Source organism: Brevundimonas sp. AVps5, from assembly GCF_058681515.1.
The window spans coordinates 146,278-167,248 of record NZ_CM178740.1 but is presented as its reverse complement, the minus strand read 5'-3'; the positions used below and the strand labels follow the sequence as shown (position 1 = coordinate 167,248).

The 20,971-nt window shown below is 66.3% G+C and carries 20 protein-coding genes, 1 tRNA gene and 1 pseudogene; 14 read left to right on the top strand and 8 right to left on the bottom strand.

Features of this window, described 5'->3' with window-relative positions; all coding sequences use genetic code 11:
• Positions 1–2: 2 nt before the first annotated feature.
• The gene (locus ACW18A_RS00845; protein ID WP_492022933.1) at positions 3–725 is read right to left on the bottom strand and encodes a helix-turn-helix transcriptional regulator; all 723 of its coding nucleotides are present in this window, start codon (positions 723–725) and stop codon (positions 3–5) included.
• A gap of 174 nt (positions 726–899) precedes the next feature.
• On the opposite strand from ACW18A_RS00845, the gene ACW18A_RS00840 reads away from it, so the two are divergent.
• Positions 900–1,511 (top strand): glutathione S-transferase family protein, encoded by a 612-nt coding sequence (locus ACW18A_RS00840; protein ID WP_492022932.1) that lies wholly within the window; start codon positions 900–902, stop codon positions 1,509–1,511.
• 4 nt (positions 1,512–1,515) lie between these two features.
• On the opposite strand, the gene ACW18A_RS00835 is transcribed toward ACW18A_RS00840, so the two are convergent.
• From ACW18A_RS00835 to otsB, 3 genes are all read right to left on the bottom strand, one after another.
• Positions 1,516–2,943, bottom strand: coding sequence for an alpha,alpha-trehalose-phosphate synthase (UDP-forming) (locus ACW18A_RS00835; protein WP_492022931.1), 1,428 nt, complete (start codon positions 2,941–2,943; stop codon positions 1,516–1,518).
• Positions 2,944–3,015: 72 nt separating this feature from the next.
• Positions 3,016–4,818, bottom strand: a complete 1,803-nt coding sequence (locus tag ACW18A_RS00830; protein WP_492022930.1) for a glycoside hydrolase family 15 protein — start codon at positions 4,816–4,818, stop codon at positions 3,016–3,018.
• Positions 4,815–5,585, bottom strand: coding sequence for a trehalose-phosphatase (gene otsB / locus ACW18A_RS00825; protein WP_492022929.1), 771 nt, complete (start codon positions 5,583–5,585; stop codon positions 4,815–4,817). Before otsB ends, ACW18A_RS00830 begins: the two co-directional genes overlap by 4 nt.
• A gap of 217 nt (positions 5,586–5,802) precedes the next feature.
• Between otsB and ACW18A_RS00820 the strand changes: the two genes are divergently transcribed.
• From ACW18A_RS00820 to ACW18A_RS00800, 5 genes are all read left to right on the top strand, one after another.
• Entirely contained in the window at positions 5,803–6,798 is a 996-nt protein-coding gene (locus ACW18A_RS00820) for a KpsF/GutQ family sugar-phosphate isomerase (protein ID WP_492022928.1), read from the top strand.
• 172 nt (positions 6,799–6,970) lie between these two features.
• Positions 6,971–8,329: a glycosyltransferase family 4 protein gene (locus ACW18A_RS00815; protein ID WP_492024307.1), complete on the top strand. Its 1,359-nt coding sequence runs from the start codon at positions 6,971–6,973 to the stop codon at positions 8,327–8,329.
• 32 nt (positions 8,330–8,361) lie between these two features.
• Complete coding sequence (locus ACW18A_RS00810) at positions 8,362–9,579, top strand: glycosyltransferase family 4 protein (protein ID WP_492022927.1); 1,218 nt, start codon at positions 8,362–8,364, stop codon at positions 9,577–9,579.
• 90 nt (positions 9,580–9,669) lie between these two features.
• Complete coding sequence (locus ACW18A_RS00805) at positions 9,670–10,815, top strand: polysaccharide biosynthesis/export family protein (protein WP_492022926.1); 1,146 nt, start codon at positions 9,670–9,672, stop codon at positions 10,813–10,815.
• Between the two features lie 5 nt (positions 10,816–10,820).
• Entirely contained in the window at positions 10,821–11,567 is a 747-nt protein-coding gene (locus ACW18A_RS00800) for a hypothetical protein (protein WP_492022925.1), read from the top strand.
• Here ACW18A_RS00800 and ACW18A_RS00795 read toward each other — a convergent pair whose 3' ends face one another.
• Together ACW18A_RS00795 and ppa are read right to left on the bottom strand one after the other, a co-directional pair.
• On the bottom strand, positions 11,568–12,569 hold the full coding sequence (locus ACW18A_RS00795; RefSeq protein WP_492024306.1) for an LLM class flavin-dependent oxidoreductase: 1,002 nt from the start codon (positions 12,567–12,569) through the stop codon (positions 11,568–11,570).
• A 41-nt stretch (positions 12,570–12,610) separates the two neighbouring features.
• The gene (gene ppa, locus ACW18A_RS00790; RefSeq protein WP_492022924.1) at positions 12,611–13,177 is read right to left on the bottom strand and encodes an inorganic diphosphatase; all 567 of its coding nucleotides are present in this window, start codon (positions 13,175–13,177) and stop codon (positions 12,611–12,613) included.
• 114 nt (positions 13,178–13,291) lie between these two features.
• On the opposite strand from ppa, the gene ACW18A_RS00785 reads away from it, so the two are divergent.
• Complete coding sequence (locus ACW18A_RS00785; RefSeq protein ID WP_492022923.1) at positions 13,292–13,993, top strand: DUF599 domain-containing protein; 702 nt, start codon at positions 13,292–13,294, stop codon at positions 13,991–13,993.
• Between the two features lie 261 nt (positions 13,994–14,254).
• On the opposite strand, the gene ACW18A_RS00780 is transcribed toward ACW18A_RS00785, so the two are convergent.
• A complete protein-coding gene (locus ACW18A_RS00780) occupies positions 14,255–15,043 on the bottom strand; it encodes an N-formylglutamate amidohydrolase (protein ID WP_492022922.1) in 789 nt (262 codons plus the stop codon).
• A 256-nt stretch (positions 15,044–15,299) separates the two neighbouring features.
• Here ACW18A_RS00780 and cpdR point away from each other — a divergent pair, with 256 nt between their 5' ends.
• The 7 genes and pseudogenes from cpdR to ACW18A_RS00745 all read left to right on the top strand — a co-directional run bounded on the left by cpdR (position 15,300) and on the right by ACW18A_RS00745 (position 19,784).
• Complete coding sequence (gene cpdR / locus ACW18A_RS00775) at positions 15,300–15,659, top strand: cell cycle two-component system response regulator CpdR (RefSeq protein ID WP_492022921.1); 360 nt, start codon at positions 15,300–15,302, stop codon at positions 15,657–15,659.
• Positions 15,660–16,070: 411 nt separating this feature from the next.
• Positions 16,071–16,904, top strand: a complete 834-nt coding sequence (locus ACW18A_RS00770; protein WP_492022920.1) for an AraC family transcriptional regulator — start codon at positions 16,071–16,073, stop codon at positions 16,902–16,904.
• The gene (locus ACW18A_RS00765) at positions 16,901–17,254 is read left to right on the top strand and encodes a cupin domain-containing protein (RefSeq protein WP_492022919.1); all 354 of its coding nucleotides are present in this window, start codon (positions 16,901–16,903) and stop codon (positions 17,252–17,254) included. Before ACW18A_RS00770 ends, ACW18A_RS00765 begins: the two co-directional genes overlap by 4 nt.
• A gap of 51 nt (positions 17,255–17,305) precedes the next feature.
• Positions 17,306–18,238, top strand: a complete 933-nt coding sequence (locus ACW18A_RS00760) for a CPBP family intramembrane glutamic endopeptidase (protein ID WP_492022918.1) — start codon at positions 17,306–17,308, stop codon at positions 18,236–18,238.
• A 72-nt stretch (positions 18,239–18,310) separates the two neighbouring features.
• Positions 18,311–18,757, top strand: a pseudogene (locus tag ACW18A_RS00755) (response regulator); the annotation flags it as partial.
• Positions 18,748–18,822: transfer RNA gene (locus tag ACW18A_RS00750), tRNA-Val, on the top strand. The pseudogene ACW18A_RS00755 and the gene ACW18A_RS00750, both read left to right, overlap by 10 nt.
• 158 nt (positions 18,823–18,980) lie before the next feature.
• Entirely contained in the window at positions 18,981–19,784 is an 804-nt protein-coding gene (locus ACW18A_RS00745) for a tryptophan 2,3-dioxygenase (RefSeq protein WP_492022917.1), read from the top strand.
• A 258-nt stretch (positions 19,785–20,042) separates the two neighbouring features.
• Here ACW18A_RS00745 and ACW18A_RS00740 read toward each other — a convergent pair whose 3' ends face one another.
• Positions 20,043–20,876: a universal stress protein gene (locus tag ACW18A_RS00740; protein WP_492022916.1), complete on the bottom strand. Its 834-nt coding sequence runs from the start codon at positions 20,874–20,876 to the stop codon at positions 20,043–20,045.
• Positions 20,877–20,971: the final 95 nt, after the last annotated feature.

The window sequence follows — 20,971 nt, the reverse complement described above, 5'->3', positions numbered from 1 at the left end:
CCTCAATGCAGGTCCGGCTTGCCTGACGCGATCCATGCTGCCTTGTCCGCGTCCATCTTCGCCTGCCAGCGCGCTCGCATCTGCGCGGGCCGGCCGGGGAACCGGTCGTCAAGGAAGGTCGCCTCCACGACACGGTCCGTCCGGAAGGTCCGGAAATCGTCGCGACTTTCGCACCAGGCGACCAGCAGGCGCGTCGTCTCGCGATAGCCGATCAGCAGTGGCCAGACAGTCCTCCGTGAGGCGCGATCCTCCTGATCGCGATAGTCTAGCGTGACCTTGCGCCCGGCATGGATCCAGGCCCGCAACTGTCCCATATCGAGAACCTCGGCCTCGTGCGTCGTCCACACGGCCGATGTCACCGCAGGCTCCATGATCATCGGGCGCAGTCGCTCGGGCACGGTGGCCGCAATCTTTGCCATCAGGTCGCGGGCGGCGCGGGCGAGCGCGGGGTCTCCCCTGCCCGCCACCCACTGGGCACCGAGCACCGCCGCCTCGACCTCGTCCGAGGTCAGCATCAGGGGCGGCATGTCGAAGCCGCTGTCGAGCACATAGCCGATACCTGCCTCGCCCCGGATCGGCACGCGCTGGCCCATCAGGGCGGCGATGTCGCGATAGACGCTCCGTTTCGAAGTCTCCAGCTCGACCGCGATCGCCTCCGCCGTCACCGGCTGAGAGCTGCGGCGCAGCAGCTGGACGATCTGGAACAGGCGGTCTGCGCGTCTCATCAGCTTCCTTGGTGCGCTATCGTGAACGACGCGGTCGCTCGCTGCTTGAGCGCAGCGTCGCCGCTTGAGCGTCACCTACCGTACGACTGCTGACAGCATGCTGGCAGCAGGATGGCGGTAGTCAATCCTTACCGGCCAAGGCGGTCCGCCGAGGCTCATTGGATCGGAGAGAAGATGATGCTGACACTGTTCCACGCCCCGCAATCCCGGTCCTCGCGCCTGCTGTGGCTGATTGAGGAACTGGGGGCCGACTGCCGGGTGGAATACTGCGACATCCGCCGCAAGGATGGAACAGGGGCACCGGATCCGAAGAACCCGCATCCCGACGGCAAGGTCCCGGCCCTGGTCCACGGCGGAGCCCTGATCACAGAGTCGGCGGCTGTCGCCCTGTATCTGAATGGTCTCCATCCCGACGCTGGCCTCGGCTTCGAACAGGGTTCGCCCCAACGCGGTCCCCTGTTGACCTGGATCTGCTGGACGACCGGCGAGATGGAGCCGGCCTTCATGGACAGGTTCACCGGGGCGGTCGACACCGATCCCACGGCCCTCGCCCGATACGAGGCGGCTGTGACCCGGATCCTCGAGGCCCTGTGGGAGGGCCCGTGGCTGATGGGGGATCAGTTCACCCTCGCCGACATCCTGATCGGCGGTTCGCTGGGCTGGTGTCGCCAGTATCTGCCGGAAAGCCCGCTTCTGGACGACTACATCGCGCGACTCGCGGCCCGGCCGGCCCACCATCGCGCCACGCTCCGTGACGCGGCACCCGTTGGGGCCGAGGCTGCATAGCCCCTCAGGCGGCATCGGCATGTCCCTGATGGAAGGGCGGGTCGCCGTCGTCGGCGATCTCCACCGCCTTCAGGGCCCCCACGAAACTGTCGCGCCAGATGCCCACGTCCGTGTCGCGCACCACCTGCATCAGGGCCTGCCATTTGCGGACCCGCTCGGCCAGCGGCATGGTCAGGGCGCGGTGGATGGCATCGGCCACCTCCTCGCGGCTGAACGGATTGACCAGCAGGGCCTCGCCCATCTGTTCGGCCGCGCCGGCAAAGCGGGAGAGGATCAGCACACCTGGATCATCCGGGTTCTGGGCGGCCACGAATTCCTTGGCCACAAGGTTCATGCCGTCACGGAGCGGGGTGACCAGACAGACCCGCGCCGCCCGGTAGATGCCGGCCAGCTGGTCGCGACGATAGCTGCGGTTCAGATATCGGATCGGCTGCCAGTCCATGTCGGCGTATTCGCCATTGATCCGTCCAGCCAGCGAATCCAGCCGGGCGCGGATATCCTGATAGGCGTCGACGTCGTCTCGACTGATCGGCGTGACCTGCACCAGGAAGACGTCGCCGTGCATGTCGGGGGTGTCGTGCAGGAACTGCTCGTAGCCGAGCATCCGCTCCTCCAGCCCTTTGGAATAGTCGAGCCGATCGACACCCACCATCATCGACCGGAAGGCCGCCGAGGCCGCCATCCGGTCGTAGGTGCTGGTGCCTTCGCGTGAGTTTCGGGCATCGATGAAACCCTGAACGTCGATGCCGATAGGGAAGACGCCGATCTCGACCTTGCGCCCGAACGCTTCGAGCCCTCCGTAGCCGGACAGTTCTCCCCGCGCCTCGGAGATCACATAGTCACGAAACAGGTCGAGCCATTCCCGGGTCTGGAAGCCGAGCAGATCGTAGGCGAACAGGCTCTCCACCAACCGCCGATGGTGAGGCAGGGTCACCAGAAGCTGTCGCGCCGGCCAGGGTGTGTGCAGGAAAAAGCCGATCCGGTTCCTGATCCCCAACCGCCTCAGATCCCATGCGATCGGGATCAGGTGATAGTCGTGGATCCAGATCACGTCGTCCGGCTCGATCAGGGGCGCGAGCACCTCGGCGAACCGCCGGTTCACCCGCTCGTAGCCCTCGCCGTAGGATCGTTCGTAGGCGGTCAGGTCGACCCGGTGGTGGAACAGGGGCCACAGGGTCTTGTTGGCATAGCCGTTGTAATACTCCTCGACATCCTGGGCCTCCAGATCGACCAGGGCGACCGTGACGCCGGCGCGGTCCTCGTATTTGAGGTCGCCGGTGAATTGTTCAGTCGTCTTACCCGACCAGCCGAACCACAGCCCATCGTACTTCCGCAGCGCCGCCGACAGGGCCATGGCCAATCCGCCTGTGGACCCGGCAGCGGGATCGACAGGGGCGGAAACCCGGTTCGAGACGACAATCAATCTACTCATGGCGATCGATAACCTCGGAGCGCAGCAAGAGGATCAAAGGCAAAGTCGTGACCGGGCGGTCGGTTGCCCCGCTCATCGGACGTCCGTCCACGATCGGCTGAGCAGGACAGCGCAGTTGATGATCCCGACCAGCGAATAGGTCTGCGGATAATTGCCCCACAGTTCGTTGTCGCCGAGCGAGATGTCCTCCGAGAGCAGACCCGCATGGGTCCGGCGGCTCAGCATCTGGTCGAAGATTTCCCGCGCCTCTTCGCTCCGACCATTCAGGTGCAGGGCTTCGATGAACCAGAAGGTGCAGAAGTTGAACGCAGTCTCCGGCTTGCCGAAATCGTCCGGCTCGACATAGCGGAACAGGTAGGGGCCCTTCTTCAGGTCTCGCTCGATCGCGTCAAACGTGGCGACCTGACGGGGGTCGCCGGGATCAAGGAAACCGAGGTCGACGAGTTGTAGCAGTGAGGCGTCCAGCTCCTTCCCGCCGAAGCTGGCGCCGAAGCGGCCCTCCTCCGGGACGAAGGCCTCCTTCTCTATCCGCTCACGGATGATCCGGGCGCGGTCCCGCCAGACCCCGGCGCGCAGTTCGAGGCCCAGCTGGTGCGCCGCCTTCGACAGGCGGTCGCAGGCGGCCCAGCACATGACCGACGAATAGGTGTGCACCCGGGCGATGGTCCGGAACTCCCACAGGCCGGCATCGGTCTGATCGTGCATGGCGAAGGCCCGCTCCCCGACCTTCTCCAGGGCGTGAAAGTCACCCACCGTGCCCGGCCGCAGCAGGCGCCGGTCGTAGAAGGATTGGACCAGAGGCAGGACGATCTGTCCGTAGACGTCATGTTGCAGGTGCTCGCGCGCCTGGTTGCCGACGCGCACGGGCTTCATCCCGCGATAGCCCGCTACCGAGGTGACGATCCGCTCGTCGATGTCTTCCTCAAGTCCGACGCCATAGACGGGCTGGACATGGCCTCCGGCCGAGGAATCGACCAGGTTCCTCAGATAGACGAGGTAGTTCTCCAGCATGTCGACCGCGCCGAGCCGGTTCAGCGCCCGCACCGTGTAGTAGGCGTCGCGGATCCAGCAGTAGCGATAGTCCCAGTTGCGCCCGCTCTCGGGGAACTCCGGCACCGAGGTGGTCATGGCCGCGACGATGGCCCCCGTCTCCTCATAGACGCAGAGCTTCAGCGTGATCGCCGCCCGGATCACCGCCTCCTGATAGTCCAGCGGGATGTAGAGGGTGCGGACCCAGTCCTTCCAGTAGGCGACGGTACGATCCAGGGTGGCCGAGACGCCCGACCCGACCTCCTGATCGTAGCCCTCGTCGGGGCCAAGGAAGAAGGCCAGGGACCGTTCCAGCCGGAACACCCGCTCCTCCAGCACGTGCGAGACCGGGCAGTCCGTGGTCAGGCGCAGCGTGACGTCGCTGCACAGATAGCGGATGTGGTTGGAGCCAGAGCTCAGATCTGCCCGGCGGGCACCCCAGTCGGCGGAAGGCCTCAGCCGGACGCGGATGCGCGGAGCCCCGCCGAGCGGCCGGACGATCCGCGCGAAGGCCAGCGGCCGATAGGTCCGCGAATGCTTCAGATGCCGGGGCGCGAAGTCGATGATCTCGACCGCCGCGCCGTCCTCAGCCGTCAGGACGGTGCGCAGGACCGGGGTGTTGTCGAGATAGGCCTGGCTGACATGCTTCAGTCCCTCCAGCTCGATGTCCCAGAAGCCGTGCTCGGGGGCCTCACCGTTCATCAGGGCCGAAAAAACGGGATCGCCGTCCACGCGTGGGGCACAGGCCCAGACGAACCGACCGTTGCGGTCGATCAGGGCCGAAAGGGCGCAGTTGCCGATGGGGGCGAGGTCGAGCGAGGGAGGCAGGGGCGAGGCCATGGTCATTGTCCCGCCTCCGCTGCGACGGCCTCAAGCCAGTCCATCACGGCCGCCACGTCGCGCAGGCCATAGCGCGCGGCGGTCGCCCGATACGGACCGACCAGAACCCCGAACCCGCCAAGCGTCTCGGCGGCGCGGAAGCCCGCTTCGTCGGTCAGGTCGTCGCCGACCATGACGGGCACCGCCCCCACGAAAGGCGGTTCAGCCATGAAGGCCGTGACCGCTCCGCCCTTGTCGGCGCCGGGGGTTCGGAGTTCCAGCACCATGTGACCGGGCTGGAGCGTCAGGCCGGTGGTCCTGGCGAGATCGCGCGCCAGGAGCAGGGCTTCGTCCGCACTGGCCGGCGACTGGCGATAGTGGAGGCCGGTTGAGACACCCTTGTCCTCGATGAGGACGCCGGGCCGGTCAGCGGCGAAGCGCCGGAAGGCCACCAGGGCCTGTGCGACGCCGGGCGAGGCCGGGGGGCGATCCACGGTGCCGTCCCGTCGTCGCCGTTCCAGCCCGTGCACACCGGCGGCGGAGGGAGCGGCCCCGCCGGCGATCCGGTCGATGTCAACCAGCGTCCGCCCACTGACAATCGCCAGACGACCGTCGAGCGCCTCATCCAGCCGGGTCAGGACTGCGGTTCGCCTGGGGTCGGCCAGCACAGCGTCCGGCGTCGGCGCCATCGGGGCCAGAACCCCGTCGAGATCGAGAAACAGCGCCAGGGAGTGGGCCAGCGCGACCGGGGGCGCGGACAGGGTTTCGGCGAGCGTTCCGGTGTCTGACAGCATGAAAGTCCAGATGAGTTGACGGTCCCCGCATGCTCAACGCGCCCGTCCGGCAAAGGTTGACCGGTTTCGGTCGAACTTGCGTTGCGGCGGTTCATGCCCGCCTCGGCCGATCCATTGTGAAACGCGGCTGGATGGGGCAATTTCACGCCACGACAACGACAGACGCCCGCCGCGCGCCCGCGCTGGCTGGAAGGGCGCCGCATCAGAAAGACGGCTCATGCCCCTCGACGCCCCCGCCTCCCTGCCCGAAGCCGTCGGCACCATGACTCTCCGTGCGCGCGAGGTGATCCGGCTGAACATCGAGGCCCTGCAGGCGCTCGAACGGACGGTGGACGCCAGCATCGCGCGCGCCTGCGACGTGATCCTGTCGCGATCCGGCTATGTCGTAGTGACCGGCATGGGCAAGTCGGGTCACATCGGCGGAAAGATCGCGGCCACCCTCGCCTCCACCGGCACCAACGCCTTCTTCGTCCACCCCGCCGAGATGAGTCATGGCGACCTGGGCATGCTGCGCGGCGACACCACCCTGCTGGCTATCTCAAGCTCGGGCGAGAGCCGCGAACTGCGCGATCCCCTGCTGTTCTGCCAGCGCAACGACATTCCCGTTATCGGCATGACCCAGCGCGGGTCGTCGTTCCTCGCCCGCATGTCCGCGGTACCGCTGGTCATGCCCAGCGTGGCCGAGGCCTGCGCCAACGGCCTGGCACCCACCACCTCGACCCTGATGACCCTCGCGCTCGGCGACGCCCTGGCCATGGTGTTGATGGACCGGCGCGGCTTTTCAGCCACCGATTTCGGCCTGCACCATCCGGGCGGGTCCCTGGGCATGAGCCTGCAGAGCGTGCGCGAATGGATGGGCGACAATCACGCGCCGCCGCCGACCGTGCCGCTGGACGCCGTCTTCGCCGACCTGGTCGCCCGCATCACCGAGGGACGAAAGGGCGCGGTCGCCGTACTGGACGGTGACGGCGCCCTCGCCGGGATGATCACCGACGGCGACATCCGCCGCGCCTTCGCCCAGGATATCGGCCGTATCACCGCCGCCGACATCATGAGCAAGTCGCCGATAACCGTCACGCCCGACCAGCGGATGAGCGACGTCGTCGACCTACTGACCGCCAACAAGATCACGAACCTGTTCGTGGTCGTGGACGACAGGCCGGTCGCCATCGTCCATCTCGCCGAACTGATGCAGGCGGGTTACGTCTCCTGACAGCACTCCGGTTGCGGTTGACCCCTGCCGGGCAAGGGTCTACCCCGCACGGCAGCCGCGCGACGTTTCCGCCGGTCCGGAAAAACCACGCCGAAGGCTGGATTTGGATACGTCGCCTGATGTCGCGGAGCGATCCCTTCGCTCTGATCTTTCCAGCGTTTTCGTGAGCGATATGCCCGCGAGGACGGCAGGCACGTCAGGTGTCGCCTCGCCTGCGAAGTCGCGGTCCACGATCTGCGTCGACGGGTTCAACATCGCCATGGCCAAGGGGTCCGGCATCGCCACCTATGGCCGCAACCTGCTGTCGACCCTTGGCCGGCTCGGGATGGACGGGCAAGTGCTGTACGGTCCCGTTACGAATCGTTCTTCCAGCAATGTCGTCAACGAAGCCGCCCTGGTCGATCCGGACCGCCCGGATCCGAAGGTAAAGAAGTTCGAGCGATTTCTGCGAACCTACACGAGCCGGCTCGGCCGGTCGGCCTGGCCGATCAAGCCCAGCGGCGAAGTCGTCTGGCCGTCGCGTGGCGGCGGCCGACCGGAAGCGAACGCCTACTGGGCGGCCCGTGACCTGTTTCATGTCTCCAACCGCTGCTTCAACGCCTACGGCAAGGAGACGCCGGTCGATTTCGAAGCCTCGGGCGAGATCAAGCGACCAGACGCCATGCAATGGACCGCCACCCTGCCGCTGTATGCGCGGGGCGTGCCGAACATCTACACGATCCACGACCTGATCCCCCTGCGCCTGCCGCACACGACGATGGACGACAAGGCCACCTATCTGGCGCTTTGCAAGATGATCGTCCGGCGCGCCGACCACATCGCGGTGGTTTCGGAAACGACACGCCAGGACGTGATCCGCCTGCTGGACGTCTCCGAGGACCGGGTCACCAACACCTATCAGGCGGTCAACCTGCCCAAGGCGCTGACCAGCCGCACCCAGGCCGATGTGACCATCGAACTGGAAGGCGTCTTCAACCTCGGCTGGAAGGAGTATTTCCTCCATTTCGGTGCCATCGAGCCCAAGAAGAATCTCGGGCGTATCGTCGAGGCCTATCTGGCCTCGGGTGTGGAAACGCCGCTGGTCATCGTCGGCGGCCGTGCATGGCTGGACGAGGGCGAGACCGCCCTTCTGAATCAGGTCATGCGTGACGGTGGGCCCAGCGCCCAGCGCATCCGACGCTATGAATACATGCCGTTCTCGCTGCTGATCAGCCTGATCCGCGGTGCCAAGGCGACCCTGTTCCCGTCGCTTTACGAAGGCTTCGGCCTGCCGGTGCTGGAGTCGATGGCCCTGTCCACCGCCGTCCTGACCTCCACCGGCGGCTCCCTGCCGGAAGTCGCCGGCGACGCGGCCGTCATGGTCGATCCCTATGATGTCCAGGCCATGACGCGCGGTCTCCGCGCCCTGGATGCCGACGACGCGATGCGGGACGATCTTGTTCGGCGGGGCTTGACCCAGTCCGCAAAATTCTCGGTCGAGGCCTACCAGGGACGGCTGTCCGATATGTACGGTCGCCTCGGCCTGTCGTGACGCGATCGGTTCTCTTTGACGCAAGCCGGCTGTTGAGCCGCGTCGAACGGACCGCGCCGACGGGTGTGGACCGCGTCTGCCTGGCCTATGCCGAGTGGCTGCTGTCCCTCCCCGACGTCCAGGTTACCCCGGTCCGGAGCCGCAACGACCAGCTTGTCGTCGTCGACGAGGTATGGTTCCGGAAGTGCGTCTCCGCCATGCGATCCCGCTGGACCGGCGCCTTCTTCGAACGCTCGCTGACCGAGGACGAGATGCGGTTGATGACCGCGCTCAGCAGCGACACGAAGTCGTCAGACTCAGTGATCGGAACCCCGCCGACCGATCCGGGACGGACGCCGGGACGGCGTCGGCGCGTGTGGAAACAGTTCTTCCGCTCGCAGTGGATCCAGAACCTCCCGGACAGCACCCTCTATTTCAACGTAGGTCACACAGGGCTGGGCGACGGTCGCATCCTGACGGAACTGCGTGACCGGGGCATCGAGCGGATCGTGTTCCTGCACGATCTGATCCCGATCACCCACCCCGAGTTCTGCCGTCCGGGCGACCGGGACAAACACCGCGAGCGGGTCCTCAACACCCTGACCGCCGCCTCACGGATCATCGTTAACTCCCGATACACGGCCGATGAGCTGGCCGCCTTTGCCGCGCGCGAAGGCGTGACGCCGCCGCCCATTCACGCCGTTCATCTGGGGCTGGAGCCGACCTTCCTGACTCCTCTGACCGCGGCGACCCCCCGACCCTATTTCGTCCACATCGGCACGATCGAGGCGCGCAAGAACCTGGCCTTCCTGCTGACCATCTGGCGGCGGCTGCACGAACGGATGGGTGATGCGGCACCCCAGTTGGTTCTGGTCGGCCGCTACGGCTGGGAGAACGAGGCGGTTCTGGATCATCTGGAACGCTCTCCCGCCTTGCGGGGTCTGGTGCATCAGGCCGCCGACCTGCCCGACTCGGCGCTTGCGACCCTGATGGCCAGCGCGCGGGCGCTGGTCGCCCCGTCGTCGGTCGAGGGTTTCGATCTACCGGCCGTGGAGGCCTCCGCCCTCGGCGTGCCCCTGATCGCCTCCGACATCCCCGTGCACCGTGAACTGGTTCCTGACGCCCAGCTGATTGATCCGCTGGACGGGCTCGGATGGCTCGACGCGCTGGAAAAGGCCACCCGCCATCCTCCGAAAGCCTCGCCGTTCAAGGCTCCGAGATGGGACGGCCATTTCGCCGAGGTGGGCCGGCGGGTCGGTTTGACGGATTGACTCCGTGGCGCGTTGTACGACGACGACTTGCGCTGGCGCGGCAGGTCAAAGGCCGGTAATCACGGCGCTGTACTGCTGAGTTCGGACACCATGACGAGATCCATCCTCGCCCTTCTGATCGTCGCCATCCTTGGTGGCTGCTCGACCTTGCCGCGCGACGGGCCCTCGGGCCGCGCCGTGGAGCGGGGCGCCGAGGCCGATGCCGACGGGGCGGACTACTCGATCGTGGACCTGGACTATGCTGCGGCGGAGCGGATCAAGTCCCTGCCGGCCCAGTATCTGGGCTCGCTCGCGGCCGCCTCAAGCACCGCTCCTGTCGATGTCATCGGCGAAGGTGACCAGCTGTCGATCGCCATCTTCGAGCCCAGCGGCGCCCTGTTCGGCAGCGGCAGCGCCGACCGCATCCGCTCCGGCAATCAGGCCCTGCCGGCCGTGATTGTCGATCGCGGCGGCAATGTCGCGGTGCCCTTCGCCGGCCTCGTGCGTGTCGCGGGCCTGACCACGACCGAAGCCGGCGGTGCCATCCGCCGCGCCCTGATCGGCCGCGTCGGCAATCCGCAGGTCTCGGTCACCCTGGCCGAGAACGCCTCCAACACCGTGACCGTCCTGGGCGAGGTCAAACAGCCCGGCCGCGCGCCCCTGTCGGTCAATGCCGACACCCTTCTGGACGTGATCGCCGCCGCGGGCGGTGCCAGCCGCGCGGTTCAGGACATCCAGGTCCAGATCCGGAGGGACGGCCAGACCTGGTCCGCGCCGATGACCGCCGTGACCACCGAGTTCGCCGAGAACGTCCGGCTGCAACGTGCCGACCAGATCAACCTCGTCTATACGCCGCGTCGTTTCTCGACCTTTGGGGCCCTGGGCGCGGTGACGCGTCAGGACATGCCTGCGGGCGAGCTGACCCTTGCCGGCGCTCTCAGCATGGCCGGCGGCCTCAACGACGGTGCGGCCAACGCCCGCTCGGTCCTGGTCTTCCGCTTCGAGCGCCCCGAAGTGGCCCGGGCCCTGGGCCTGTCCCAGCCGCCGACCCCCAAGGGCGTGCCGGTGATCTATCGCCTGAATCTGGAGGAGGCGTCCGGCTTCTTCATCGCCAGCAGCTTCGCAATTCAGCCCGAAGACATCGTTTACGCTCCGCGCGCCCTGTCGGCCGAGATCCGCAAATTCTTCGAGCTGATCCAGTCGGTGTCGCGCGTCGTCTACGACATCTCGGTCACGAGCGCCCTGAACACGAACTGATCGCGATGCCCGCCTGGAGAGAGTGGCTTCTGGGCAATCGCCAGCGCGGCAAGCGCAACACAGCGCTGGCCGTTGCGACCGGCGACATGTGGGAGCGGGCTGGACGACGCGCACCGCCCACCCTGCCGGCCATTGCCGAGATCGAGTCGAGCGCCCTCGAGGTTTACGCCGTCCACGGCCTTCCGACGCAGCACGGCCACTACCAGCGCGCACCGGGCAGCGCCGAATGGACCTGGCTGGCGGAGGAGCTGCCGGCCGAACTGCGCTGGGCCATGGTGCTGGAACGACCGCCGGAGCACGGCTGGCGATACGCCACGCTTGAAGACATCGGCCGCTTCCCCGGTGCCCCGGACGAGCTTCTGGCGGCGGCGAACCTGCTAGGCGAATGCCGCCATCTGAAGGACCGGTTGGCCGGGCGCGAGCCAGGCGAACCCGGCGACGACATCCAGGCCGCCATCCGCCTTGGCTTCGAATGGCACGTTCTCAAAGACGCCATGGCGTGGAAGGAGAAGGCGCGGCTGAAGCTGACGACGCCGTCCGACGCCCTGCCCGGCCCCGAACCGGAGCCCGAGGTCACGCCGGCAGCGCCCCCTCAGCCCAAGCCCAAGCCTAGGCCTAGGCCTAGGCCTAGGCCTAGGCCTAAGCCGAAGCCGAAGCCTGAGGGTCAACAGGAACTGGATCCCGGAATCGCGCCGACGCCTGCCAAGGCCCCGCGCAAACCGCGGAAGCCCCGAAAACCGAAAACCGACTGATCAGGCCGCAGCCCAGCTATCCGCCATCGCCCCGGCCAGCAGTTCCAGCGATCGGACCCGCGCGTCATGGTCCCAGATCTGGCTGGTGATCATCAACTCGTCCGCACCGGTGGCCGCCACGAAGGCGTCGATCGCGGCCCGGACCGTCGCGGGCGAGCCCACGGCCGAACAGGACAGGGCCTGGGCGATCATGGCGCGCTCGCCTTCGTTCAGGGTCTCTGCGTACCCGGCCTTCGGCGGCGGCAGCTTGCCGGGACGGCCGCTCCTCAGGTTGACGAACGCCTGCTGCACCGAGCTGAACAACAGCCGCGCCGCCTCGTCCGTCCCGGCTGCAAAGACGTTGTAGCCCAGCATCAGATACGGCTTCTCCAGCCGCGCCGAAGGCCGGAAGCTCTCACGATAGATGCGTGCGGCGGAAGCAAGATCGGACGGCGCGAAATGGCTGGCGAAGGCGTAGGGCAGACCCAGATGGGCGGCCAGCCGGGCACCATAGGTCGATGAGCCGAGGATCCAGACCGGAATGTCCTGGCCCTCGCCGGGATTCGCCCGGATGCGTTGGTCATCCCCCGCCGGCTCGAACCAGTGCATCAGCTCCGTCACGTCCTGCGGGAAGCCGTCGGCATCGCTCTGCAGGGTCCGCCTCAGGGCACGGGCCGTCGCCTGATCCGAACCCGGCGCGCGGCCCAGGCCCAGGTCGATGCGGCCGGGATAGAGGGCGTTCAAGGTGCCGAACTGTTCGGCGATCACCAGCGGCGCATGGTTGGGCAGCATGACCCCGCCCGCGCCGACGCGGATCGTCCTGGTCGCCGCGGCCACGGCACCGATGACGACCGAGGTCGCCGCCGAGGCGATCCCGGCCATGTTGTGGTGCTCGGCCAGCCAGTAGCGATTATAGCCGAGCCGCTCGGCGTGCCGGGCCAGGTCCAGCGTATTCGCCAGCGCCCGGGACACGTCGGAACCCTCGGGCACCGGCGCGAGATCGAGAACCGAGAGTGTTGCCATCACCGCCATATGGGGACGTCGCCTCGCCCCGCAATCCGGGATCAGGCGGCGTTGGCCGCCTTGCCGGTCTTCGCCTTCTCGGCAGCCTCATAGGCGCGCATGCCTTCGACGATCAGCTCGGCGGCTTCGCCGGCGTCGCCCCAGCGCTTCACGCGGACCGACTTGTTCTTCTCCAGGTCCTTGTAGCGGGTGAAGAAGTGCTCGATCTGCTCGACCATGATCGTCGGCAGCTGCCGATAGCTGGCGATGTCGGTGTAGTAGGGGTGCAGGGCGTCGACCGGCACGGCCAGGATCTTGTCGTCGCCGCCGGCCTCGTCTTCCATCATCAGCACGCCGATCGGGCGCGACCGGATGACACAACCCGGCACCACCGGCGTCGGGTTCAGGACGATCACGTCACAGGGATCGCCGTCGTCCGCCAGGGTGTGGGGCACGAAGCCGTAATTGCCCGGATAATACATCGCCGTATGCAGGAACCGGTCGACAAACAGGGCACCGGACGCCTTGTCCATCTCGTATTTCACCGGCAGGCCCCCTTGCGGGATCTCGATGATCACGTTCAGGTCCCAGGGCGGGTTTGGACCGACGGGAATGGCGTCGATGTTCATGGCGGGCTCGGTTTGTGCGTCTGCGAAGGGAGGCGGGCGTGATAAGCCTCCCGGCGGCGAACGGCAAGCGCGGCTGGGCCGAACGATGACGGCAGGCAAGGGAGTCCGACGGGAATGACCACGATCGACTGGCTGGGTCTGGCCCTCTTCTTCCTGTGCTGGCTGGGCTACGACCCGCTCCTGAGGCTGCTGGCGCACCGCAGCGGCACACTCAACACCGACATGCTGACCGTTCGTCACGCCTGGATGACGGCGATGACGCACCGGGAGATGCGGCTGCTGGACAGCCAGCTGCTGGGCCATTCCATCAATTCGGGATCCTTCTTCGCCTCGTCGAACCTGCTGCTCATCGCAGGCGTCGCCGGCATCCTGTTCGGCGGCGACCAGGCCCTTCAGGGTTTCTCCGCCGTCGGGGCCGAGCCTGTGCCGGTCAAACTGCTGGAGGCCAAGCTCGGTCTGGTCCTTTTGTGCCTCGCCCGCGGCCTGCTCGATTTCATCTGGTCGATCCGCCAGATGAACTACGCCCTCGCCCTGATCGGGGCTGCGCCGGAGGTCCACTCCGAGGCCGACAAGGTCGCGTTCGGCGAGGCGACGGCCGAGGTCCTGAACCCGGCCCTGTCCTGCTTCAGCCAGGGTGTGCGCGGCTATTATTTTGCCCTCGCCGCAGCCGCCTGGCTTTTCGGGCCGATCTGGCTGTGCGCGGGCGTGATGTCAGCCTTCTCCTTGATGGTCTGGCGTCAGTCCCGATCCCCCGCCGCCCGCGCCATCCGGACCGCCAGACAGCTTCTGGAGGTTAGTCGCGAGCGCGGCACCTGACGGCTTCGCAGTGCAGCATTTAAGCGAAAGACTGATCGTTCACGAAACGTGTCCCGAACGGGCCTGGATCAAGGCAGACCGCTGCTGTCACTGGTAACATGGCGTGATCATTGATCACAAAAAGCCAGCTTGACGCGTTGTGCACCGCAACCTAGATTGACCTTCGACGCCTCCGGGCGTCTTGCCCTTCCTGGGCGTTTCCTCCCTATAGACTTTATGCCGCGCCCTCGGGCGCGGCTTTTTTTCGCCCTGACCCCCGGTTCAGCGCGGCCAGGTCTCGACGGCCAGAGCGGTGATGACGCGGTCCAGGGCCTGGGTGAACCGCCCGTAGTCTTCGGACGGTTCCAGCGTGGATTCGTCCAGGTAAAGGGCCCGGTTCAGCTCGACCTGCACGGCCTGAAACCCTTGGTCGGGCCGCCCCCAACGTTCCGTCGAATAGCCGCCCGCATAGGGTGCGTTCAGTCCGACCCGCCATCCCTGGGTCTCGAACAGGGCGCGGATCCGCCGCATCGTCACCCCGCGACAGGAGGACCCATGCCGGTCCCCCAACACCACATCGACGCCACGCCGGTTCCGACCGGTCACACCCGCCGCCCGGGACGGCATGGAATGCCAGTCGATCAGCAGGGCGACGCCGTGCCGATCCTGTGCAGCCCGCATGAGGGCACCGAGCGCATCGTGATACGGCACATGCACGCGCTCCAGCCGCTCCGCCGCCTCCGCCCGGGTCAGCCGCCGGTCGTAGAGCGGCGTTCCGTCCCCGGCCCGGCGGGGAATGACGCCGAACCCGGCCGAGACCCTGGCCGTCGGCGGCACTTCGATCCCGCCGTCCACGAGGGCGGGGTCCAGCTCCGTCGGCGACCGGTTCAGATCGACATAGGCGCGCGAGACCCGTCCGGCGATTACCGGGACGCCTCGCAGCGGCCCATCGGCGATCAGGCCATCGACGCCGACGTCCTCGGCGCTGCGCAGGGTCGACAGGGTCAGGCCGGCCGCCTCCCCCATGTCGGCGGGCCGCTCCCTGCCGGAGTGCGGAGAAGCGAAGACCATCGCTCTCGCCTCCCCCAACGCCGGCGTCACGACAAAGGCGGTCCGGGGATCGGAAACAGGCGTGCTGGCGTCGAACGGCGGCGTCATGCTTCCCGAATAGGGCCTGATCCGGAAAAGTGCGACGCGGATTTTCGATGCGATCGGCGAGGTTTTCCACCGACCTGGCGATGGACCGAACAATCCCGTAGCGGGAATTTCATCGCCGGTTTACCGTTGCCGGACTAGCGTAGGGGCTCTGAACAGGGGACTTCCACGCATGGCGCGCATTCTGCTGGCCGAAGACGACTCATCGCTGCGGGGCTTTCTGACCCGCGCGCTCGAACGGGCGGGCCACCAGGTCATCGACTGCGAGAACGGCGACGACGCGATCGACGCCCTCGAGCACGGCCCCTACGACCTGCTTCTGACTGATATCGTGATGCCCGGCGCCGACGGGATCGAGGTTGCGCGTGTCGCCGCGGCCCGCCAGCCGGGGCTGCGCATCATGTTCATCACCGGTTTCGCCGCCGTCGCCCTCAGCGCCGCCCAGGCCAGCCCGCAGGCGAAGGTCCTGTCCAAGCCAGTCCACCTGCGCGACCTCGTCAGCGAAGTCGAAAAGATGTGCGCGGCGGCTTGAGACATTAAAGCGCGCTATCGCTCGCCGCGCGGCGGCTCGCTGCTTGAGCGCGAAAGGGGCGCTATCGCTCGCCCCCCGGTCCGATCTTCGATCAGCCGGAGGACAGGCTTTGCGGTCGCTCACTGCTTGAGCGCAAGGGTCTCCACCCCTGACTGCCATCCGGCACATGCGCTATCTGCCTCGGTGCGATTGTCAGTTCTCTACCGAGGCTGTGTAAAAACTCTGGCCGGACTTTCAGTTGGCTGGATTATCCTCCGGCAGAGACTTCTCGGAGCACCACAGAGCCCAAAATACGAGGCATAACTCGTCTAGCTTCGCAAAACTGGCCGACGCCCAGGAGTTTTTACACAGCCTCTACCCATTGGCGACCTTCCGAACTCCGCCTATCGTCAGGAAGGTCGGGAGAGCGGCATGTCGTGTGACGAGACTGGCTGGATTGTCCGGGCGCCGGGCGATTTCGAACGGTTTGAAGCGTGCCTCGACGGGGCAGCCTACGGACCGCACCGGCACGACACATACGCCATCGCCATAACCGTCGCGGGGGTGCAGAGCTTCTCCTACCGCGGATCGCGGCGTCATTCGCTGCCCGGTCAGATCGTCGTTCTCCATCCGGATGAGCTTCATGACGGTCACGCCGGGGACGGGCGACACTTCCGGTACCGGAGCGCCAGTGTCGCACCCTCCGCGCTTCAGGAGGCTCTCGGCGGACGCGCTCTTCCTTTCCTTGCCGAGGGCGTATCTGACGACGCGCGGCTGCACGCGGCCGCCACGTCCCTTATCGGTGATCTCAACCAGGCCCTCTGTGGCCTTGAGTATGATCAGGCCATGCTCGACCTTGCGGAGGCACTGTCAGAGCTTGGGGGTGAACAGAAGCATCACCGGCGCGTCGACCTCCAGGCGGTGGCGCTGGCGCGCGCGTTCATTGACGCCCACGCGGACAACAATGTCCGACTTGATGATCTCGAACGCGTCAGCGGGCAGGATCGTTGGCAGCTCTCGCGCGGATTTCGGGCGCTGCTGGGCGTCAGTCCATATCGCTACCTGATCTTCCGCCGCCTGGACACAGCGCGAGCCATGATGAACGGCAGAACCCCACTTGCAGAAATCGCCGCTGCCAGCGGATTCTCGGACCAGAGCCACCTGACGCGACACTTTCGGAGCGCCTACGGCCTGACGCCGGCGCAATGGCAACGGCTCAATCGTTCAAGACCTGGATCAGGCGCGCCGTCAGTCTCCACAAGATGAAGAACAAGATCAGCCTCACGCAGAAATTCGCCATGTTCTCGGACCATTGGGCGCCGCGAACGGTCGCGACACTCAACGACTACGACATCATGATCGTCAAACTCCTGGGCCAGTACACCTGGCACAGACACGCCGACACGGACGAATTTTTCTTTGTTCTGCATGGTGAACTTGAAATAGAGCTGCGCGACCGCAGCGTCACGCTTGGCCCCGGAGACCTCTTCGTCGTGCCGAGGGGCGAGGAACACCGCCCGCACGCGAGACGCGAAGTGGAGCTTTTGCTCATCGAGCCTTCGGGCACGCCCAACAGCGGCGACCCCGAAACCGCCGCCCCGCGTCAGTTCGTGTGAACGCACACGATCGTTCTATAACTGGCCCGCGACCCGCTTCAGTCTCCGGGTATGAACCTCAAAACCATTTACAGCACCTCACCGGCGCGCGGCTGGCTTCCATGGGCACTTCTCGCTCCCGTCCTCTGCATCGTCTTCGCGATCGTCACCGAGATTCCGTCCGCACTTTTTCTTGAGCGGTTCGGCTTTCAGGATGCACAGGGCGAATATGTCGGCACCCAGGGCCTTATGGCGCTGCTGCTTGTGTCCTTCATCACCTGGGTGCTCGCCGTTGCAGCGTGGATAGCATTCGTCGAGCGGCGGAATGCCGGCACAATCGGTCTTACGAAAGCAGGTGCGGCGGCCGGACTCTATGGCGGCCTGGTGGCTGGTGTCGTCATGCCGTCGGCAGTGGTCGCTTGTATCTGGTGGGCTGGTGCCTACGAACCTGGCGCACTGTTTCCGGCCGTTCAGTCAACTGGGGCGCTCGTCGCGATCGCTGGACTCCTTGTATGCTTCTTCGTTCAAGCCGGCATCGAAGAGATCATCTTCCGTGGATGGCTCACTTCAGTCATCACACGCCGCACGAACCTCATCTATGGCGTCCTGATATCATCGCTTACCTTTACGCTGGTTCATTTCTCCCCGGATACGTCCTGGCTCATCATGGGCAATACTCTGCTTTTTGCTCTCTTCGCGAGCGCGTGGTCAATCTCATCCAACAACATCTGGGGCGCGATGGGATGGCACGCAGGATGGAACTGGATATTGGCCACCGGCTTTGACGTGCCGGTCACCGGCCTCGACGCGGGCGTTCCTGCGCTCACCGTCTCGCTGGCCCCGGCCGGACCGGACTTGCTGACCGGTGGCGCGCAGGGCCCGGAGGGAAGTATCTTCTGCACCCTGTTCCTTGTCTGCGGCATCATCTTCTTTGCGTGGCGCATCGCGCGGAAACGGAGAGACGTCGGACCGGATCACAACAAACCTGCGGGCGCGCAGATTTGACGATGCGGCCAGGCGCATCCCCGACATTCGCCCCCACGCCATGATCCTTGATGTGAATAGCCTCGCCTTGATGGGTTCGGCGTCCTCCAGCACCTCAAGTCCAAAGGACGTATCCTGACCTTGCCCGTGATGGTGCTGACAACTCGCTATCAGGCCCGCGACGGTCAGGAAGCGATCAAGCTGGGCGCGAAAGACGTCTTGGCGAAGCCCTTCAAAGACAATCAGCTGTTCATGAGGGTAGAGCGGCTGCTTCGCTCGACGGCGCGACCAGCGGCCAACGTCGCTTTCATCCAGCGCCAGAGTTCCGTGGAAGCGCTGGGCGTCGACAACCCCAGCGTCGGCTTCGTTCTGCCTCGACATGGCGCTCAAGCAGCGAGGCTCCGCGAGCCGAGCGGTAGCGCCCTTAAGGGCATGCCCCAACATCACCCCCGTTTCGCCCTTGCGGCCGTCGCATGGGCTGGCTATAGACCGCTCCTTCCCGTTCCGGACCCGTTCGGAACCGTCTTGGCGGATGCGTAGCTCAGCGGGAGAGCACCTCGTTGACATCGAGGGGGTCACAGGTTCAATCCCTGTCGCGTCCACCATTCTCTCACCCAAGACATTCGAAGCGTTGAAGACGTCTTCCGCTCGATTGTGGATGGACGTCGGGGTCCACGGCCGGTCCTGGACCGGCGCGCAAGATACGTGCCCCTTTTTGTTCGGCTGACCTTGAGGCCGGTCGAAAACCATTCGATACAACGGCATGACCGACACGCCCGCCGCCGACATGACCTATGCCCGCTATCTGGACCTGGACAGGCTGCTGGCCGCCCAGAACCCGGTCAGCGACGAACATGACGAGATGCTGTTCGTGGTCATCCATCAGACCAAGGAGCTTTGGCTCAAACAGATCCTGCACGAGGTGGCGCTGGCCCAGTCGCTGGTCCGCGCCGGAGATCTGGTCCCGGCCTACAAGAGCCTGGCGCGGGTCAGCCGCATCCAGGCCGTGATGACCCAGAGCTGGGACATCCTGGCCACCATGACGCCGGCCGACTACCTGCGCTTCAGGGGCGTACTGGGCTCCAGCTCCGGCTTCCAGAGCGATCAATTCCGTCGGTTCGAGACCATGCTGGGCCTGAAGGACGCGAAGTTTCTGTCGTTCCAGCAGGACCGGCCCGAGGCCCATGCCGCCCTGGCCGAAGCCCTGGCTGCGCCCAGCCTCTATGACGACGCCCTCGCCCAGATGGCGAAGGCCGGTCTGCCTGTCCCGGACGTCGTCCTGAACCGCGATGTGAGCCAGCCCTATCAGCCGTCCGAGGCCGTCGAGGCCGCCTGGCTGGAGGTCTATCGCGACACCGAACGCTGGTGGCCCTTCTATCAGCTGGCCGAGAAACTGGTCGATCTGGACGACGCCCTTCTGACCTGGCGCCACAAACATGTGGTGACGGTGGAGCGGATCATCGGTCGGCGCCGCGGCACCGGCGGCACCGATGGGGTCGGCTATCTGTCCTCGACGCTGGAGCGACGTTGCTTCCCCGAGCTGTGGGCGCTTCGAACGAAGCTGTGATTCCGAAACCGAACCGGACCAGGCCGAAGACCGCCCGCGATCACCGCGTCTGACACCGGTTTCAGCGCTTGCGGTTCGCGCGACCCATCCGCGCCGTCTCCACGTCGATCGCCTCTTCCTGGCGGATCCCGGGACCCGGGACCCGGGCGGTGGCGGGTCGGCTCCAAGCCGGGATCAACACCCTGCCGATCGTCGGCCCGCACAGCCATACCGATCCGGCCAGGAGAGCGCGACGCCCCACCAAACCCGCGGGGCGGGTCAATGGCTGAGCAGCAGGCAGACCGGCGAGTGGTTCAACAGTCCGCGGGTCACGCCACCCATCACCCATTCACGCAACCGCGCATGGCCATATCCACCCGCCACGATCAGGCCCGCGCCGTAGTCCCCGGCGAACGCGATGATCTGATCGGACCTCGCCCGGCCGTCGCCCTTCACGATCTGGGCGCTGGCGACGATGCCGTGCCGACCCAGGAACACCGCCACGTCCTCCGCGCGAAGCCTTGCCTCATCGACCTGCTCGGCGGCGCAGACCTCGATGACATGGACGATCGACGAGGCGGCGAGGATCGGCAGGGCCGAGGCGACCGCCCGCTGGGCCTCGCGACAGTCTTTCCAGGCGACGACGGCCGGGGTGCCGATCGGCCCCTTCGCAACCTCCGGCGGAACAATGAGCACGGCGCGGCCCGCGGCCAACAGCACGTCGGCGGGGTCAGGCGAGCGCGCCGGCGAGCGCACGGGATCACAGCGTCCGAGGACAGCGATGTCGGAGGCCCGGAGCGCCTGCACGACCAGGTCGGAAGGATAGCCCACCTCGCCCCGCCACTCCGCGTGGTCGGAATAGTCGCCTACCGCGTCCCAGAACAGGGTCCGGGCCCGACTGACGTCCGCCTCTGCGACATCACGGAACAGACCCAGCATCTCGCCCAGCATGGCACCGCCGGCAAAGGGATCGACCTGGGGAACGTCCGGCATGCTGGCGGCCAGACCGATCACATGGGCTTTGGACAGGCCCGCAATCGCGCAGGCCAGGGCGACGCGCGCTGTCGCCTCCGGACCTTCGTCGACATAGACCAGGAGGCTGGCGAGAGGCATGTCATCGTATCCCGTTCGCTGAAATCAGAGCCGTTTGCCGCGTCATACGCCTTGATCAGGATCAATGATCTCGACGGACCGGCATGGGAGATTCG